The organism is Stenotrophomonas sp. STEN030, assembly GCF_056759995.1.
Window position 1 is genome coordinate 82,553 of the sequence record NZ_JBRREB010000006.1, and the last position, 17,007, is coordinate 99,559.

Annotated in this window: 13 protein-coding genes; 8 read left to right on the top strand and 5 right to left on the bottom strand. The window is 63.3% G+C overall.

Annotated features, from left to right (window positions below):
* Window positions 1-6: 6 nt before the first annotated feature.
* The 3 genes from ACVOLR_RS03385 to ACVOLR_RS03395 all read left to right on the top strand — a co-directional run bounded on the left by ACVOLR_RS03385 (window position 7) and on the right by ACVOLR_RS03395 (window position 4,755).
* The gene (locus ACVOLR_RS03385; protein WP_481535180.1) at window positions 7-855 is read left to right on the top strand and encodes an EF-hand domain-containing protein; all 849 of its coding nucleotides are present in this window, start codon (window positions 7-9) and stop codon (window positions 853-855) included.
* 156 nt (window positions 856-1,011) lie between these two features.
* Complete coding sequence (locus tag ACVOLR_RS03390) at window positions 1,012-3,312, top strand: TonB-dependent hemoglobin/transferrin/lactoferrin family receptor (protein ID WP_481535181.1); 2,301 nt, start codon at window positions 1,012-1,014, stop codon at window positions 3,310-3,312.
* Between the two features lie 177 nt (window positions 3,313-3,489).
* Window positions 3,490-4,755 (top strand): serine hydrolase domain-containing protein, encoded by a 1,266-nt coding sequence (locus ACVOLR_RS03395; protein ID WP_481535182.1) that lies wholly within the window; start codon window positions 3,490-3,492, stop codon window positions 4,753-4,755.
* A gap of 121 nt (window positions 4,756-4,876) precedes the next feature.
* Here the strand turns inward: ACVOLR_RS03395 and ACVOLR_RS03400 are convergent, their stop codons facing one another.
* Both ACVOLR_RS03400 and ACVOLR_RS03405 read right to left on the bottom strand, forming a co-directional pair.
* Window positions 4,877-5,518, bottom strand: coding sequence for a CDGSH iron-sulfur domain-containing protein (locus tag ACVOLR_RS03400; protein WP_481535183.1), 642 nt, complete (start codon window positions 5,516-5,518; stop codon window positions 4,877-4,879).
* 181 nt (window positions 5,519-5,699) lie between these two features.
* Window positions 5,700-6,542 (bottom strand): class I SAM-dependent methyltransferase, encoded by an 843-nt coding sequence (locus tag ACVOLR_RS03405; RefSeq protein ID WP_481535184.1) that lies wholly within the window; start codon window positions 6,540-6,542, stop codon window positions 5,700-5,702.
* A 283-nt stretch (window positions 6,543-6,825) separates the two neighbouring features.
* On the opposite strand from ACVOLR_RS03405, the gene ACVOLR_RS03410 reads away from it, so the two are divergent.
* Window positions 6,826-8,319: a SulP family inorganic anion transporter gene (locus ACVOLR_RS03410; protein ID WP_481535185.1), complete on the top strand. Its 1,494-nt coding sequence runs from the start codon at window positions 6,826-6,828 to the stop codon at window positions 8,317-8,319.
* Between the two features lie 264 nt (window positions 8,320-8,583).
* On the opposite strand, the gene ACVOLR_RS03415 is transcribed toward ACVOLR_RS03410, so the two are convergent.
* Window positions 8,584-10,332: an acyl-CoA dehydrogenase family protein gene (locus tag ACVOLR_RS03415; RefSeq protein ID WP_481535186.1), complete on the bottom strand. Its 1,749-nt coding sequence runs from the start codon at window positions 10,330-10,332 to the stop codon at window positions 8,584-8,586.
* A gap of 176 nt (window positions 10,333-10,508) precedes the next feature.
* Between ACVOLR_RS03415 and ACVOLR_RS03420 the strand changes: the two genes are divergently transcribed.
* Complete coding sequence (locus ACVOLR_RS03420; protein WP_481535187.1) at window positions 10,509-11,438, top strand: hypothetical protein; 930 nt, start codon at window positions 10,509-10,511, stop codon at window positions 11,436-11,438.
* Window positions 11,439-11,626: 188 nt separating this feature from the next.
* Window positions 11,627-12,697 (top strand): chitinase, encoded by a 1,071-nt coding sequence (locus ACVOLR_RS03425; RefSeq protein WP_481535188.1) that lies wholly within the window; start codon window positions 11,627-11,629, stop codon window positions 12,695-12,697.
* A gap of 247 nt (window positions 12,698-12,944) precedes the next feature.
* Here the strand turns inward: ACVOLR_RS03425 and ACVOLR_RS03430 are convergent, their stop codons facing one another.
* Window positions 12,945-13,253, bottom strand: a complete 309-nt coding sequence (locus tag ACVOLR_RS03430; protein ID WP_481535189.1) for an ASCH domain-containing protein — start codon at window positions 13,251-13,253, stop codon at window positions 12,945-12,947.
* Between the two features lie 123 nt (window positions 13,254-13,376).
* Here ACVOLR_RS03430 and ACVOLR_RS03435 point away from each other — a divergent pair, with 123 nt between their 5' ends.
* Complete coding sequence (locus ACVOLR_RS03435) at window positions 13,377-14,150, top strand: lytic transglycosylase domain-containing protein (RefSeq protein WP_481535190.1); 774 nt, start codon at window positions 13,377-13,379, stop codon at window positions 14,148-14,150.
* A gap of 184 nt (window positions 14,151-14,334) precedes the next feature.
* On the opposite strand, the gene ACVOLR_RS03440 is transcribed toward ACVOLR_RS03435, so the two are convergent.
* On the bottom strand, window positions 14,335-14,808 hold the full coding sequence (locus ACVOLR_RS03440; protein ID WP_481535191.1) for a hypothetical protein: 474 nt from the start codon (window positions 14,806-14,808) through the stop codon (window positions 14,335-14,337).
* 87 nt (window positions 14,809-14,895) lie between these two features.
* Here ACVOLR_RS03440 and ACVOLR_RS03445 point away from each other — a divergent pair, with 87 nt between their 5' ends.
* Window positions 14,896-16,977, top strand: coding sequence for a gluconolaconase (locus ACVOLR_RS03445; protein WP_481535192.1), 2,082 nt, complete (start codon window positions 14,896-14,898; stop codon window positions 16,975-16,977).
* Window positions 16,978-17,007: the final 30 nt, after the last annotated feature.

The following is a 17,007-nucleotide window of genomic DNA, read 5'->3' on the forward strand; positions in this document are numbered from 1 at the left end:
TCCCCGATGAAAACCTCCTTTGCTGTCGCCACGCTGTTGGCTGCGGTGCTGACCCCGCTTGCCTCGGCGCAGGCTGCCGCGCCGCCCGTGGTATCGCCGACGGTTACTGCTTTCCTTACCCAGTTCGACCCGGACAAGACCGGCGCGGTCAGCTGGGAAGCCTTCGAGCAGTTCCGTCGGCAGCGTTATGACGCCACCGATGCCAACAATGATGGGCACGTCGATCGCCAGGAATACGTGGACGAATACCTGCAGCGTTTCGACGTGCGCCTGGCTGACGCGCGTGCCGGCCACCTGCGGCAGACCGATACCCGCTTCAAGGCGCTGGACCGCGACAAGAACGGCAGCATCAGCCGCGCCGAGTTCGATGCCGCCGGTGAACGCACCTGGGCTGGCTACGAGAAGAGCCAGGACGCCACCCGGGAAACCGCTGCCAGTGACAACCGCGATCCGCTGAAGATGCCGACCTCGCACACCGCCAACGGTATGCTGGAGCTGTACGACCGCAATGGCGACGGATTGGTGGAGCGTGCTGAGTTCGACGCTGCACGTGGCGCCACTTTCGCCGCTGCCGATACCAATGGCGATGGCGTGCTGGATCTTGCCGAATACACCGCCGAGTTTGAAGGTCGGCTGGATGCGCAGCGCAGCAAGGTCCGCGACGCGGCAAGCCGCCAGGCCGGCGTGCGCTTCGATTCGCTGGATGCCGACAAGGATGGCCGCATGACCTTTGCCGAGTATCAGGTGTCCGGCAAGCGTCTGTTCGAGCGCGCTGACAGCAATGGCGACCGCATCGTTGACGCCCGCGATCCCGAGCCGGTTGCCGGTGCCCATTCGGCCAACGGCAACCGTTGAGCCCCGCGTACCGGTCGCTGCATGCGACCGGTCACTCCAGTTTCTGCAATGACACGGCGCCCGCGCGGCGCCGATGCCCCCCAGCCGGCATGGTCCATGTGATCGAGCAGCCAGGAACGGCGTATTCCCGCCATTACCTTTCTGTGGAGATCTCTCATGAATGCAGCTGTATCCCTGCTTGCGCTGGCCGTTCTGGCCAGCCTGTCCGGCGTTGCCCGCGCCGATGCGCTGGCTGACGCCTCAAACCTGGATACCGTCCGGGTTGAGGCCGAACGGGCAAAGAAGAGCAAGTCGCGCAACCAGAACGTGACCGTGCTCAGCGCCGCCGATCTCGATGCAGAGATGGCCAACAACATGGAAGAGGCCATCCGCTACATCCCGGGTGTGAGCGTGGTCGACATGGGCCGCTTCGGTGACAACGGCTTCAACATCCGTGGTCTGGAAAGTGATCGCGTGGCGATCACCGTCGATGGTCTGAGCCTGGCCGAATCGGTGGAGACCGCGCGCTCCTACGAGTTCTTCCGCAGCGGCCGCGGCGATGTGGACATCGATACGCTGAAGAGCCTGCAGGTGGTCAAGGGCGCCGATTCGATCACCTCCGGCAGTGGTGCGCTTGGCGGCGCGGTGGTATTCACCACCAAGGACCCGGCGGACTATCTCAAGCCTGAAGGCAACGACACCCATGTTGGGGTGAAGTTCGGTTACAGCGGTTCCAACGACGAGACCATGGGCACGCTGAGCTTGGCCAACCGTACCGGTATCGTCGAGTCGATGCTGGTCTACACCCGCCGCGAAGGCCATGAAAGCGAAAGCTGGTACGACAGCACGGTGGACCGGATCGGTGTCGGCCGGCGCACGCCGGATCCGGTCGACAGCACGCGTGACAATCTGTTGGGCAAGGTTGATCTGCAGTTGTCGGACGCGCATACGCTGGGCTTCATGTACGAGCGCGGCCGCGCCAACAACCAGGTCGACAATCTTTCCCGCGTCTACGCGCCGGGCTACCTGGAGCGCAAGGGCGACGATCGCAATGACCGCGACCGTTATGGCGTGAGCTGGCAGTGGCGTGCAGGCAACGCCCTGTTCGACACGCTTGATGCACAGCTGGATCGCCAGATCACCGACAGCCGTGGCGTTACCCGCATTCTGGCCGGCAGCGGTTGCCCGGGTGGCGGCGCTCCCTGCAAGCGCAGCGAAGACCGCTCCACCGAGCAGACCCTGGACCGCGCAGCGCTGGATTTCAGCAAGGTGGTGGAAGGCCCGGTGCGGCATGACATTGGCTATGGCCTGGCCTGGCAGCAGCGCGACATCGACTACACCGCAGTGGACACCCGTTGGAATGCGGCCGGTGGCATTGCCAGCGTGGAGCATGACCCGCGCCAGGTGCCCAAGACCGATGCACGCTCCTGGAACCTGTACGTGCGCGACAGCCTGAGCCTGTTCGACGAGCGCCTGCAGCTCAGCGGTGGCCTGCGCTATGACCGCTACGATTACTCGCCGCAGGTAGACAGTACTTTCGTCGACAAGACCGGCAGCGTGCGTGACCTTCGCTTCTCGGCGCCAAGCTGGCAGGTGGGGGCGGAGTTCCGCTTCCTGCCCGACCATGCGCTGTGGGCTCAGCTGGGCCGTGGCTTCCGCGCACCGAGCGTGGCTGACCTGTATTCGCCGACCAGCGCCAGCGCTGCGTTTGATGCAGTGAGCGGTGCACCGATCCAGCTGGATACCTCGATGTCCAACCCGGACCTTGATGCGGAGAAAAGTCTCAACATCGAACTGGGTTACCGCTGGACCACCGATCGCGCGCAGTTGGGGTTCTCGGTGTTCCGCGACCAGTACGACAACTTCATCGAAACGGTGACCACGGCGGTGCCTTATGCCAATGGTTACCGCACCACACCAACCGGCCCTGTGCAGTACAGCTACAACAGCACGATGCCGATCAATGCGGGCAAGGTGACGGTGAAGGGCGCCGAGCTGGAAGGGCGCTGGCAGATTGCCGATGCGTGGTCGTCGCGGATGGCGGCGGCGTACAGCAAGGGCGAGAAGCACAATGGTGATCCGCTGGAGAGCATCGTGCCGGCCAGCGCGGTACTGGGTGTGCGCTATGCACCTTCGCCGCTGTGGAACGTCAGCGCCAACCTGACCCACGCCTGGGGCAAGAGCGCCAGCGACGCCTACACCACATCGGCCAATGGCACGCAGGTGGTACCGGCGTGGACAGGCAAGGCCGATGGTTACACGGTGCTGGACCTGACCGGCAGTTGGAACATCACCTCGCAGTTGCGGGTAACGGCAGGCATCTACAACCTGACCGATCGCGAGTACTACCTGTGGCAGCGCGTGCGGGTAATCAACAAGGGACCCAACACCCTGTACGGCTACGTCAACGATGACGGCATCGGCCGTTACAGCGAGCCGGGTCGCAACGCCCGCGTCACGGTGGCGTATTCGTTCTGAGTCATGGGGGGCTGAGGCCAGCCCCTTGCCCCGGGAACAACAGCGCAGGCACTGCGCTGTTGTTCTTTGGATGGGCCGGTGCGGTTCTACGTGCAGGCGACAACGCTTCCAAAGGTATCGCCCAACTCTCCCCGAACACGGGCTAAGCTCAGCAATCCGTAACGGAGGCTGTTGGCAATGCCGATTCGTACAGTTTCAAGTCGCCGCCGCTTTATCACCAGCTCCGCAACCTTGGGGATTCTCGCCGCGCTGCCTTCGGCTCCCGTGCTGGCCGCTTCGTGCAAGGACGCCGCCAGCAGTTCCTGGATTCCGGACGACACATTCCTCGCCGAGCTGCCCCGGATCATGCAGGCCTTCGCGGTTCCGGGCGTTGGCATCGCCGTGGTTGAAGATGGCGTTGTGGCGTGGAGCAGGGGATTTGGCCTCGCCAATGCGCAGACGCAGACACCCGTCGATGCGCGCACGGTGTTCGAGGATGCGTCGCTCAGCAAGCCGATGTTCGCCTATCTGGTGATGCAGCTGGTGGAGCAGGGGCGAATCGATCTGGATGTTCCACTGGTTGGCTATCGGCAGCCCGACTATCTCGGCGATCATCCGTGGCTTGCGCTGGTTACCGCGCGCGATGTGCTGCGGCATACGACGGGTCTGCCAGATTGGCGCAAGTCTCCAGCAACCGAGAAGCTGGTGCCGATGGTGAAGCCTGGTACGCGCATCAACTATTCCGGTGAGGCCTTCGTGTGGCTGCAGCTGGTGGTTGAAGCAATCACCGGCCAGAGTCTGGATGAGTCGATGCAGATGCATCTGTTTGGTCCGGCTGGTATGAACGACAGTAGCTACACATGGAATGCAGACTTGGCGGCACGCTCGGTCTATGGTCATCCTGCGCACGATCGAATCGATGCCGGAGTGCCGCGCCAGGTGCTCCGCGAACAATGGGGTGTCGCCCAGCAGGTTGCAGATCGTTGGGGTAAGCCGCTGTCGGTATGGAAGTACGCAGATGCCGAGCGCGCAATGCCGGAAGTGCTGGCGCTGGCACCGCCGGGCTTGGTGACATGGCCGGGCGATATCCTCGCCAATGCAGCAGCAAGCCTGCGCACGACGGTGCAGGACTATGCGAGCTTCCTGAGTCTGATGATGGCTGGTCGACAACGTGCGTCATGGGAGATCAGCGAGGCTGCGCGGCAGGCGATGCTCACGCCGCAGATCAGCTTGCCTGGGCGATGGACCGAGAAAGGGCTGGGTTGGAACACGGAGCAGACTCGCGACGGCCCGGTGTTCTATCACTCCGGCAGCAACAGCGGCATCTTCAAGAATTTCGCCATTGGTGACGCACAGCGCAGGCGAGGCATCGTGGTGCTGACCAACGGCGGCAGCGGCTCGTTCGTGCATCAGCGCGTGGTGCGTGCGGCGACGGGGTATGACCTGCTTTCCTACGATCTATAACCAAGCTTCCGCAATCTGACCGGTTGCAAACGCTGGCCTGACCGGATGGTCTAGACGCTCCAGTTCAGCGTTTGATCCGGCGTTTCTGGGTCACCCAGATGGTTCTGTTCAATGCATCTAATTACTCGCCATCTGCTTGGAACCCAACCTTCTTGTGGCTGCCATCGCAGAACGGTTTGTTGTTGGAGTGGCCGCACCGGCATAACCATGTTTCGGTGAGGCGGTCGATGGTGCGGCCGGTGCCGCTGACCACTTCTAGATTGCCGATCACGTGCAGCGGGCCGTTCCTGGTTGGGTTCACCTGCAGCGGACCGTCGCGTTGTGGCAATGCTTCGGATTTCTTTTCTGCTGGTTCACCGGTAGCGATGAAACCGCACTCGACGTGGCGGTGATCGCAGAAGGGTTTGTTGTGCGATTCGCCGCAGCGGCATAGCGTGGCGCGCATGCCTTCCTCTGTGCCTGCTATCACCAAGGGCGCGGTAAAGGCGAGGGGGCCGTTCTCACGTATATGCACCAGGTTCACCACCGGTGCCGGCTCGCTGTGGGTGCCGTCGTTGTACTCGTAGCGGATGGCGCCGGAGGGGCAGTTGCGCGCGATCAGCTCCACTTCTTCCGGCGCGACCGCATCGGGGTGGATCCACTCGCCGACCACATTCGGCACGAACACGTCCGGATGGCTGAGCACGCAGTTGCGTGAGTGGATGCAACGCTCGCCGTCGAAATGAATGGTGACGGTTTTGCCGCGTACGGTTTCGGTTGCCATGGGCTGCCTCCGCTTCGGAATGCGCAGTGTCGCGCGGAAGAGGTGAAGGCGGGGCGTATACAGCTACCTTTTTTGTGGGAGCGGCGTGAGCCGCGAAGCTGGTGCCAATGAGACAGCCATTGGACTGGGGGGCATGAAGGGGTACGAGCTTCGCGGCTTACGCCGCTCCTACAAAGACGGGTTATTTGCGTATGGCGAGCACGCCATCCAGCGCCAGCTCGGCCTTGAAGCCGGCTTTCTGCAGGCGGGTGGCGACTTCGCGGGGGACGTCGCGGCCGCTGGTGAGCTTGTTGGGGGCGCCGGTGTAGTGGAACAGACGGCCGCCCTTGCGCAGCACGCGGGCGAGGTGATCGTAGAACACCTGCGAGTACAGTTCGCCGGCAATGCCGAAGCGCGGTGGGTCGTGCAGAACGGCGTCCATCGAAGCATCGGCGATGCCTTCGATTTCCTTGGAGACATCGCCGTGGTTCAACTGCAGGCGGCCACCTGCATGTTCACCATCGGGATCCGGTGACCATGGGTTCAGGGTGCGCAGCCACAGCACTTCCGGGCTCTTTTCAAAGGAGCGGATGGCCGCCACGCCTTCGTCCAGGCAGCAGGCGGCGAAGTAACCCATGCCGCCGCAGGTATCGAGCACCTGTTTGCCACGGGGCTCCACCAGCGCGACCTTGCGGCGGGCGTCGTCCAGCGGCGAGATCTGCGCGCTGACCAGCATCTTGATGCCGTCGATCTCGAAGGTGGGGATGCCCCAGTCGGTGGGCACCAGCTTGTACAGGCCGCTGCCGAAGCGCGAGGCGGCGCTGAATTCATCGCCATCCCAGTAGTAGATGGTGCGGTCCTTGAGCTTGGCCGGCCACGGATAGTGCTGGCCGCGGTAGTGCCAGCTGTCGGTGCTCAGACTGACCGGTTCCTGGCTGCGGCCAAGGTCGAGCGAGGTGATGATCTCGCTGCTGCCTTTGTTCAGAGCGCTTTGCAGCTGCTCGAGCAAGGGGCGGGTTAGCAGGGGGCCGGTGTAGTGGGACATGGGTGCGAAGCTGATGCGGGGGAGGGAATGCTACCGCAGGGTGGGTTTTGGGGTTTTGGTTCCGCTCGAAGGGCACTCCTCCCCAACCCTCCCCTTGCCTGCGGCAAAGGGAGGGAGCCTCTGCCCCCCCTCCCTTTTGCGTAGCAACGGGGGAGGGCTGGGGAGGGGGAGCTTTCCACGCTCACTCAAGCAAGCCCAACCAGCGCCCAGTAACCCAAGCGGGCATAATTCGCGCCCCTTACTTCGATTCCGCCTGCGCTACCAGCGCTGGCGGCCAGCCCGTATGTCCTTCCTGCATTCTGAACTGGCGCAATGGCGTGCCAATCCCCTGCGTGAAATGTTGGCCGGTGCGGTGGCCACCTTTGCGCTGATCCCCGAGGTCATCGCATTCTCGTTCGTGGCCGGGGTGGACCCGCAGGTTGGCCTGTTCGCTTCCTTCGTGCTGAGCATCGTCATCGCGGTGTTCGGTGGGAGGCCGGCGATGATCACTGCGGCTGCCGGTTCGGTGGCCTTGGTGGCGGCACCGCTGATCAGTGCGCATGGTCTGCCGTATCTGTTTGCCGCTGGCCTGTTGGCGGGCGTCATCCAGATCGTATTCGGCGTGCTGCGGCTGGGCGTATTGATGCGCTTTGTCAGCAGCTCGGTACGCACTGGCTTCGTCAATGCGCTGGCCATCCTGATCTTCGCCGCGCAGTTGCCGCAGCTGCACGGCGCCACTGCCGCGACCTGGGCGATGCTGGCGCTGGGCCTGCTGGTGATCTATGGGTTGCCGCGGCTGCCTTTGCCGGGCGTGCGAGCCATTCCTTCGCCGCTGATCTGCATCGTAGTGCTGAGCGTGCTGGCATCGTGGCTGAAGCTGGATCTGCCCACCGTCGCCGATCTGGGCAAATTGCCGGATGCGCTGCCGCAATGGATGGGTTTGCCGTCGTTGCCGTTTGATCTGGAGACGCTGCGCATCATCGCGATGCCGGCCTTGGCTATCGCGATGGTGGGCTTGCTCGAGTCGATGATGACGGCGCGTGTGGTCGATGAACTTACCGATACGCCAAGTTCCAAGAACAGAGAGTGCACCGGTCTGGGTGTAGCCAATATCACCGCCAGCCTGTTCGGCGGCATCGCCGGCTGCGGCATGATCGGGCAGACCGTTGGCAACGTGAAGTACGGCGGACGTGGTCGGCTTTCGACCTTGTTTGCTGGCGTGTTCCTGCTGGTGCTGATGGTGTTGCTGAAGCCATGGGTTGGCCAGGTGCCGGTGATCGCACTGGTGGCGATCATGGTGATGGTCAGCGTGTCTACCTTTGATTGGCGCAGCCTTGGCGCCTTGGTGCGGCATCCGCGCCTGTCTGGTGTGGTGATGCTGGCGACGGTGGCAGTGACCTTGGGTACGCACAATCTGGCGGCCGGTGTTGGCGTTGGTGTGCTGCTGAGCGGAGTGTTCTTCGCGTTGAAGGTAGCGCGCCTGCTGCGTGTGGAAGCGCTGGATCAGGCTGATGGCAGCCTTCGCTATGTGGTGCGCGGGCAGGTGTTCTTTGCGTCGGCAGATGCCTTCATTGATGCCTTTGATCCGTGCCTGACGGAAGGGCGGGCGGTGGTGATCGATCTATCCGGCGCGCAGTTGTGGGATATCACTGCGGTGGCGGCGTTGGAGAAGGTGGTCAGCCGCTATCGCCACCATGGCGTGAAGCCGCGCGTGCTGGGGTTGGACCGACAGGGGCGGGCATTGATGCGGCGGGTGCTGCGTGAGGGCGAGCTGGCTGTAGACGACCTGCCTTTGTAGGAGCGGCGTCAGCCGCGAAGCTGGTGGAACTGCCGATCACCAGGTTGATTGCAATTGCAGGATCTTCTTCGGCCGGTAGTTCGGTGGCTTCGCGGTTTACACCGCTCCCACAAGCGTTGGCCGCAGGTGATGCTGTTGTGGAAGCGGCATCAGCCGCGAAGCTGATGCACTTGCCGGTTGCCAGGGAGTTTGCAATTGCAGAAACTTTCTCGGCGGATGGTGCAGTGGCTTCGCGGCTTACGCCGCTCCTACAAACAGCGCGGGTTACATCACATCCCAGGCATAGCCGCCGCGCTCCAGTACCGATGCCGCCAGCGATTCGACGATGTCGTCTTCGTTGCGCTCCAGCCCGCGTACGTTGCGCGCCATGCGTCGGCGCGCCTGGCGGGCAAACAGGCGGGCGATCTTCACTGCGTCGTCGGCTGCCGGGTGTCCCGCCCGCAGCAGGCTCTCCACGCGCGACAACACGCACAGGCCGACAAACAGGTCGATGGCGATATCGGCCACACGCTTCTGCGCATGCTGCTGGTCGGCGATCTTCTTGCCGTGCTTGCGCAGCAGCCGGTCCGAGGCCTTGGACAGTTCTACCGTGTACTTCTCGCACAAGCGCGCCAATGGCCGCAGCGCATCATTGAGTGGCGCGCGGATGCGGCCGGTGCCGTAGCCGGTGGCCTCGCGCACACGGCGGCCAGCGTAATCGCTGAGCACGCCGAAGCCCTTGATCGGGTCGTTGAAGATGCCGCCAACCGCGCTCTGCAATTCGCTCAGCGTCGCGCCAACGCCCTTCAAACCGTTCAATGCCACGTACAGGCGCAGGATCTCGTTGGTGCCTTCGAAGATCGACAGGATGCGCGTGTCACGGGTCATCTGCTCATACGGAAGCTCACGCATGAAGCCGTTGCCGGCGGCGATCTGCAAGGCCTCATAGCAGCTGCGCTGGACCGCCTCGCTGGCGAAGATCTTGCTCATCGCCGCTTCCACCGAGTAGTCGCTGCGACCGCTGTCGATCAGGTGCGCCACCATCCACACCGTGCTTTCGGCGGCGAAACAGTCGGCGCTCATCTGCGCGATTTTTTCGCGCACCAGGCCGAACTCGGCGATCGGCTGGCCGAACTGCTTGCGTTCATTGGCCTGGGCGCAGGCCATGCGGATCAACGCACGCATGCCGCCCACCGCACCACCGCCCAGACCGGTGCGGCCGCTGTTGAGGATGTTCATCGCCACCTTGAAGCCCTTGCCAACCGGGCCCAGTACATTGGCCGCCGGCACGCGTACATCGCTGAAGGCGACGGTGGTGGTGGACGAGGCACGAATGCCCATCTTGTCCTCGTGCGGGCCGTGGCTGACGCCTTCCCAGCCGGCTTCGACGATGAAGGCGGTGACCTTGCCTTCGGGCGTGTCGGTGCGCGCGAACACGGTGTAGAAGTCGGCGATGCCACCGTTGGTGATCCAGATCTTCTCACCGCTCAGCGTCCAGCTGCCGTCATCGTTGCGCTGTGCCTTGGTGCGGATGGCCGCCGCATCGGAGCCGGCGCCGGATTCGGTCAGGCAGAACGCGGCGATCATCTCGCCGCTGGCCAGCTTGGGCAGGTAGCGCTGCTTCTGCTCGTCATTGCCGAACAGCAACAAGCCCTTCATGCCGATCGAGCTGTGCGCGCCGATGGTCAGCGACACCGAGCTGTCATGGCTGCTGGTCTGGCCCAGCACGCGCGCATAGGCACCGTTGGACAGCTCCAGCCCGCCGAATTCCTCGGGGATGATCAGCCCGAATAGGCCCATGTCACGCAGCGCCTGGAGGAATTCCGGCGGTTGTTCGGCATCGCGGTCGTACTGGCGCAGATCGGCGGTCTTGTCGGCCAGGAACTGGTCGATGGCATCGGTCATCGCGCCCAGCATCTCGCGGTCTCGCTCGCGGATCTGCGGGTAAGGGAACAACACATCTTCGGCGATATGGCCAAAGAACAGCTGCTTGGCGATGCTTTCATCCAGGTTCTGTACTGCAACGGTATTCACGTACGGCTCCTTTTGCTGCGAACGATGGTGAATCATCGCCCAGCGCGGTGACAGGTTCACCTACTCCGGCGTGCCAGGCCGAGTGAACTTGTGGCAGTTTGGCTTGTCAGTGATCCATCGGAACGTACCGCAAAATGGTCAATGGTGGCCTTTGCGCAGTTTTCCTTAAGGAATGCATGCGTTATTCCCCCGAACGCGAACCGTTGTGGATCCGGATGGCTGCCGGCATGGCAGCGTTGGCCATGTTGTCGGCGTTGGCCCGGCTGATGCTGCAGATGCCGGAGCTTACGCAGACCCGTCAGGAGACGCGCACCCAGTTGCGTTGGTTGGCGTCGGCGGCAACGCCGCCACTAGCACCCGCGCCAGTCGTACCCGATCCGGCCAGCCCCAGCCTTGCAACGCCAGCGTCACCGCCGAGCTTGCCTGTCGTTTCTTCCAATACCGCTCCAGCTGCCGCTCCCCCGCCGTTGCCCGCACCGGTCAAACCTCCTGCCGTGCGTTTGTATGGTGCCGATGGAGAGGCTTTGTTGGCTGCGGACACAGTGAAGGCGGAAGCGCAGAAGAGCAACGCGGAGCGGGTGTTCGAGCACCGTGATGAACTGGCCACCGGGGTCGGCGAGCGTGCAACCGCCGGCCTGTTCTCCGGAAAGAGCGCGGGTACCAGCCAGTCGCGTGTGCAGCGCGCGCTCTATGGACGGGATATCCAGGCTGCCGAAGCCCGCCGTCCGCCAGATATCGCGTTCAATCCGCGACTGCATGAACGCAGCTCCGACCTTGGTAGCGAAGCTACCGGAGATGCCTATAAAGCGGCGCCCATCCGCTACGAAAAAGCGCCGGACATGAAGGGTGAAGCCAGCCGTCGCATCCGCAGCGCGATCGGTGCGCTGGAACAGCGCTACCCACGATGCAGCAGCGAGCAGCGGCAGCGCTGGCTGGGGATCGCGAAGCAGCACCTGGACGCCTTGCAGCGCGTCGAGTACCGCTTCAATCATGGTGCCGATCCCCTGGAGGCAGAGCACAGCCTGCCCAGCGCAGCAGACAGCGCTTACGACCTCGCCCGACGGGCGCTATGGGACGCCGAGCGGCGCATGAAAATGTGCACTTGAACGGTGGTCATCGCGGGCCAGAGGCGAGCCTTGCTGTCGTCATTGCCAGTGCCCATCGATCAGGCTGTGCGTCATGCCGCAGACAAACCGGGACAATCCGGGACGACTTTCCTAAGTTATTGTCTTTAAATGGCTTTTTTCTGGTTCTGCATGCCTAGAATCGGGCGTCTTCCCTTTCTGGTGTTGCGATGAAGTCGATCGGTCTGTTGTTCTCCACGCTTGCGCTTGTTTCCACATTTGGCTGTCAGGCAACGCCGGTGCCGGTGCCGTCCGCAGGCGTGGGCGTCGCTCCCGGGCATAGCCATGCGCTACCCAAGCATGCGCTGGTTGGCTATCTGCACAACTTCGACAACGGTATTGGCGTGTTGCCGGTCGGCAAGGTGGATGAGAGCTGGGACGTGATCGTGCTGGCTTTCGCCGATGACAAGGGCGAAGGCAAGGTGGCGTTCAACCCGGATCGCGCATTGGATCGCACGCAGCTGATCGCCGACATCGCCGCCAAGCGCGCGCAGGGCAAGATCGTGGTGCTGTCGTTCGGTGGTGAGCTGGGCACGGTGACCTTGAACACGCAGCGTGATGAAGACAACTTCGTCCGCACCACCGCTGATGCGATCAATACCTACGGTTTCGATGGCATCGATGTCGATTTGGAAAAGATTGCCGGTGTGGTGCACGGTGCACCGGTTACGCCGCACCTGATCTCGGCGGTGAAGCGTCTGCACGGCATGTACCCGAACCTGTATGTATCGATGGCACCCGAGCACCCGTATGTGCAGGGTGGCTTTGTGTCGATGGAAGGTATCTGGGGCGCCTATCTGCCGCTGATCGACGGCCTGCGTGAGGAGCTGGATCTGCTGCACGTGCAGCTCTACAACAACGGAGGCTTGCCCACGCCTTATCGCGCTGAGAAGTACCCGGGCGGCAGCGTGGACATGATGGTGGGCTCGGCCAAGATGCTGATCGAAGGTTTTGATCTGGCCGGTGGCAAGGGGCGATTTACAGGGCTGCGTGCCGATCAGGTTGCCTTGGCGTTGCCGTCGGGCCTGCGCGCTGCTGGCAATGGTTATGCGACGCCGGCGGATATCAATCGGGCCTTCGATTGCCTGACCACGGCTACGCAGTGCGATGAGGTGAAGCCGAGCCAGCCGCATCCGGATTTCCGTGGGGTGATGACCTGGTCGATCAACTGGGACGTGGTCGATGGGCGTGCGTTCTCGGTGCCGGTAGGCGGGCATCTGCGGGCGGCGCAGGAGCGCTGAGTGCAGCGGGAGCTTTTGCGGTTTTGGTTTTTAGTTGAGGCAAAAGCAAAAGCTCCCCTCATCCGCTGCTTCGCACCACCTTCTCCCGTGAACGGGAGAAGGGAATGGCTCAAAGCCAAAGCTCAGAGCCAAAGCTCAAAGCCAAAGCTCAAAGCCAAAGCTCAAAGCCAAAGCTCAAAGCCAAAGCTCAAAGCCAAAAGCCAAAAGCCAAAAGCCAATCTATTCCGCATCTCTCAGGTCTGCGCTCTCACTCCACCCAGAAATGCACCAGCGTCACCAACTCATCGCGGCGAAACCCGGGATACAAGCGCTCCATCACAGCCAGTAGTCCCGCAGGCGTACGACAGCCAGGATCATGCTCATCGCGCAGATCGGCTTCATCCAGTGCATCAAAAGCCCGCAGCTCGGTCTGCAGTGACAAGGGGCCAAGCGGGCGGCCTTCAGCCAGTTCGATACAGGCCAACGCCACCCCATGCCAGCGAGCTCCTCGCCGTACGCTGGTGTTGCGTCCGGTATGGAACCGAGGGTTGTCGAAGCCGAGCAGAGGCACAGTCATGGGCGCTGGAAAGGGCTGGAAAGCAGGTATTCATTCTGGGCGCGATTGGCGGGTTTTTCATCACCTGCCGTTCAAACAGGCAGGCTCAGCATCGTTTTCTTCCTCACTATTGGACCTGGCCCCATGCCGCGCGTGGCTGCGCTTATGCTGTTGCTGCTGTTGTACGGGCTGTGTGCGCCGTTGCAGGCGCGCACGGTGTACCGCTGCGTGCAGAAGGGCACGGTCAGCATGGCTACCGCGCCCGAGCCAGGCTCCAGTTGCAAGGCCATCGAGGTCGACGACAATGCGGTGCAGACGCCCAATCTATGGGGCAACTTCGGTGTGTTCAGCGGCACCCTGTACGAGCGCGAGCAGGACGGCAAACTTGTCTATTCCACCCGCAACCTGCCGGGCTCAACGCCTTATCTGCGTTTCACCGTGGCCACGCCGCCGGGCGAGCCGGCCCATGAAGGTCTGGGCCGGGTTGGTACGCCACAGTTGAATCGGCATGCCCCGCAATTCCGCGCTGCAGCCAAGGCCACCGGCGTGGACGATGCATGGTTGCGTGCGGTCGCCCATGCCGAAAGTGCGTTCGATGAGAAAGCGGTGTCACCCAAGGGCGCGCAGGGCGTGATGCAGTTGATGCCGGAGACCGCGACCGAATACGGGGTGAGCGATCCCTTGTCGCCAGCGCAGTCCATCAATGGCGGCGCGCGTTACATGAAGTCGCTGCTGCATCGCTACAACGGTGACCGGACGCTTGCGGCAGCGGCGTACAACGCAGGGATTGGGGTGGTGGCGCGTTATGGCGGGGTGCCACCCTATGCGGAGACCCGGCAATACGTGGACAAGGTGCTGGCCTTGTATGGGCGCTATCGCGAGGCGATGGGGACTGGGCCGGAGCGGCCGGCGTTGTAGTCGGGCCTTTCGGGATTGAGGAAGACAAAAGCGGAGCCAAAGCACCCCTCCCCAGCCCTCCCCTTGCCTGCGGCAAAGGGAGGGGGCCGATCGTGCAGTGCCGCTGCTTCGGCTTGAGCTCCCTCCCTTGCGCAGCAGGGGAGGGTTGGGGAGGCGTGCTTTGGCTTTGGCTCCAGCTCCAGCGCTAGCCTCCAGTCCCATCCACCCCCATCTCAAGCAGCCGCAACTGCTCCCAGCCAACGTGGTGCATCAGCTCGCGAACCACCACCAGCGCGGCCACGAAATCCGGGCGCTCAGGGATATCCAGGCTCTTTGCCGGCATCCCCGCCGCCACCTGTGCCAGCTGGTTGAATGCCCGCTCGACTTCGTCGATGTCCAGCTCCCAGATCGCTTGCGGTGGATAGCCCAGCACGCCTGGCAGGGGAGCCAGCACCGCATCGGCACACTCCAATACTTCCAGCGAATCCAGGCGCAGGGCTGGAATCCATGGCATAAGGGCATCTTCGGTGCTGGCGATGGCCTGTTCCATTGCCTGCTCCGTAGGCGGGAAGTGCCGCAGTCCCGCCTCCAGCAGCAAGGGCAGTGACAGTGGCAGGCTGATATCCGTGCTCTGCCCAGCCTGCAGGCGGATCGCCTCTTCTTGCAGATATAGATGCATACGGTTCTCCACCATGCAGGGCTTTCGGCGGTTTCGCCGCGGGCCGTGAGCGTCTATGGTGCCGGGTCCGTAGTTGGTTGGGTGTACATGGATCGCAAACATTGGGTAATTGCCGTCATCGCCGTGACCGGCGCCGCGCTTGCTGCCACCTTCGTTTGGGCACCGCAGACGCCTGCGCCAGCTGGTCCGCCGCCTACGCCGTTGGGCTGGCAGGCACAGATCGAGCTGCTGGGCGGTGACGGCGTGGCGGGCAACAGCGCCGGCAAGGCCGCACAGACCCGCTTCAGTGATCCCTGGGGGCTGGTGATGGGCGGTGGCCTGTTGTTCGTTGCCGATGCCGGCGACAACAACCGCATTCTCTATCGTGGCCTGGACGGCGCCTTCCAGATTCTGGCGGGTGGCATTGAAGGCTTTGCCGACGGGCCGGGCACTGCGGCGAGGTTCAATACGCCGTCGGGCATCGCCCTGGATGCGCACGGTAATCTTTACGTGGCCGACACCGGAAACCATGCGATCCGCAGGGTCAGCGCACAGGGCCAGGTTACTACCTTGGCCGGTGATGGCACGCCGGGATTCGCCGATGGTAACGGGGCGCAGGCGCGCTTCAACGGGCCGATGGGTGTGGCGGTGGGCGAGGACGGCCGCGTCTATGTCGCCGATACCTGGAATGATCGCATTCGTGTGATTGCTGCTGACGGCACGGTCAGCACCCTGGCCGGCGGCGCACTGCCGGGCTGGGAAGACGGGCAGGGCGCGCAGGCGCGTCTTGATACGCCAACCGACCTCAAGTTCGACAGCCACGGCAATCTTTGGGTCGCCGACCTGCAGAACAACGCACTGCGTACGGTCAGCAGCACCGGTTTGGTCAGTACCCGCGTCGGCACGCCCAATGCCGAACGCGCGTTGTGGGGGCCGATGACCTTGGCCATCACCCATGACGATGTTGTCTATGTGGGCGAGCGTCTGAGCGGTCGCGTGGTGCAGCTGTCGCCACATGGCCATATGGTGGCCGTCGCGGGCAACGACGCACAGCGCTTTGCGCGTCCGGCGGGGCTGGCGCTGGCGCCGGATGGCAGCCTGTTGTTGAGCGATGCCGATGCTTACCGCATCCACCATTTGCTGCCGCGCACTGCGATCACGGCCGATGTGCCACCGCAGCTTGGCCCCTCGCCTGACAACCCGCTGCCCGCCAACCAGGGCCGTTGGCCGCTGGCACCACAGCTGGGCTGGCATGAAGTGACCGGCACGCTGGGTGAGGTGCGCGGCAACTTCAGCGGCGAGAGCCGCCATCATCTGCATAGCGGCTTTGATGTGCGTGGTGATGTGGGCCAGACCGTGCTGGCCGTCGCCAGCGGCAAGGTCAGCAGCCCTGCATCGACCTGGACGCTGGGTGGCCAAGCGGAAGGTCTGTCGCTGGACAAGCTCGATTACATCCACATGAAGGTTGGTCGCGATGCTTCCAACCGCGCGCTGGATCCAGCGCGCATGCAGCTCGTATACGACGAAGCCGGCCAGCTGGATCGTGTGCGCGTACGTCGTGGCACGCGCTTCCAGCCGGGTGACGCACTGGGCAGCATCAACAATCAGGCGCACGTGCATCTGGCGGTTGGGCCGTCGGGCTACGAACGTAATGCGGTGCGTCTTGGCTTCTCCAACTACGCCGATCATGTCGCCCCGAAGATCGACGACATCGCCTTGCTCGATAGCAACAACCAGCGACTGACCGAGAAGGTGGATGGCCGCTTGCAGGTGCCACGCGATGGCGGTGGCCTGCAGTTGGTGGTGGAAGCCTGGGACCAGGTCGACAACAACCTGCCGCGACGCCGGCTTGGTCTCTACAGTCTGGGTTACCAGATTTTTGATGGCGCTGGCCGCGCGCTGCCCGGCTATGAGCAGCCGCGGACGAACATCATCTTCAACCGCATGCCGCCGCAACGCGAGGCGGTGAAGCTCGCTTATGCGGCGGATAGCGGCATCACCGTGCATGGCAGCAGCAGTACCCGCTTCCGCTATGTGCTGACCAATACCGTGCGTGATGGCTTGTTGGCCAGCGGCGAGCTGCAGCCGATGGAGTTGCAGCCGGGAAACTACACCATTCGGATCAGTGCCAAGGACTTCAGTGGCAATGAGGCGGTTACAGGGCGCGAGCTGCAAGTGCAGGTGCGATGAATATAAAAAAACCCCGGCGCTGGGCCGGGG

Coding starts and splice junctions, on each gene's coding strand:
- ACVOLR_RS03385 (WP_481535180.1), top strand. CDS start 7: ATGAAAACCTCCTTTGCTGTCGCCACGCTGTTGGCTGCGGTGCTGACC.
- ACVOLR_RS03390 (WP_481535181.1), top strand. CDS start 1,012: ATGAATGCAGCTGTATCCCTGCTTGCGCTGGCCGTTCTGGCCAGCCTG.
- ACVOLR_RS03395 (WP_481535182.1), top strand. CDS start 3,490: ATGCCGATTCGTACAGTTTCAAGTCGCCGCCGCTTTATCACCAGCTCC.
- ACVOLR_RS03400 (WP_481535183.1), bottom strand. CDS start 5,518: ATGGCAACCGAAACCGTACGCGGCAAAACCGTCACCATTCATTTCGAC.
- ACVOLR_RS03405 (WP_481535184.1), bottom strand. CDS start 6,542: ATGTCCCACTACACCGGCCCCCTGCTAACCCGCCCCTTGCTCGAGCAG.
- ACVOLR_RS03410 (WP_481535185.1), top strand. CDS start 6,826: ATGTCCTTCCTGCATTCTGAACTGGCGCAATGGCGTGCCAATCCCCTG.
- ACVOLR_RS03420 (WP_481535187.1), top strand. CDS start 10,509: ATGCGTTATTCCCCCGAACGCGAACCGTTGTGGATCCGGATGGCTGCC.
- ACVOLR_RS03425 (WP_481535188.1), top strand. CDS start 11,627: ATGAAGTCGATCGGTCTGTTGTTCTCCACGCTTGCGCTTGTTTCCACA.
- ACVOLR_RS03430 (WP_481535189.1), bottom strand. CDS start 13,253: ATGACTGTGCCTCTGCTCGGCTTCGACAACCCTCGGTTCCATACCGGA.
- ACVOLR_RS03435 (WP_481535190.1), top strand. CDS start 13,377: ATGCCGCGCGTGGCTGCGCTTATGCTGTTGCTGCTGTTGTACGGGCTG.
- ACVOLR_RS03440 (WP_481535191.1), bottom strand. CDS start 14,808: ATGCATCTATATCTGCAAGAAGAGGCGATCCGCCTGCAGGCTGGGCAG.
- ACVOLR_RS03445 (WP_481535192.1), top strand. CDS start 14,896: ATGGATCGCAAACATTGGGTAATTGCCGTCATCGCCGTGACCGGCGCC.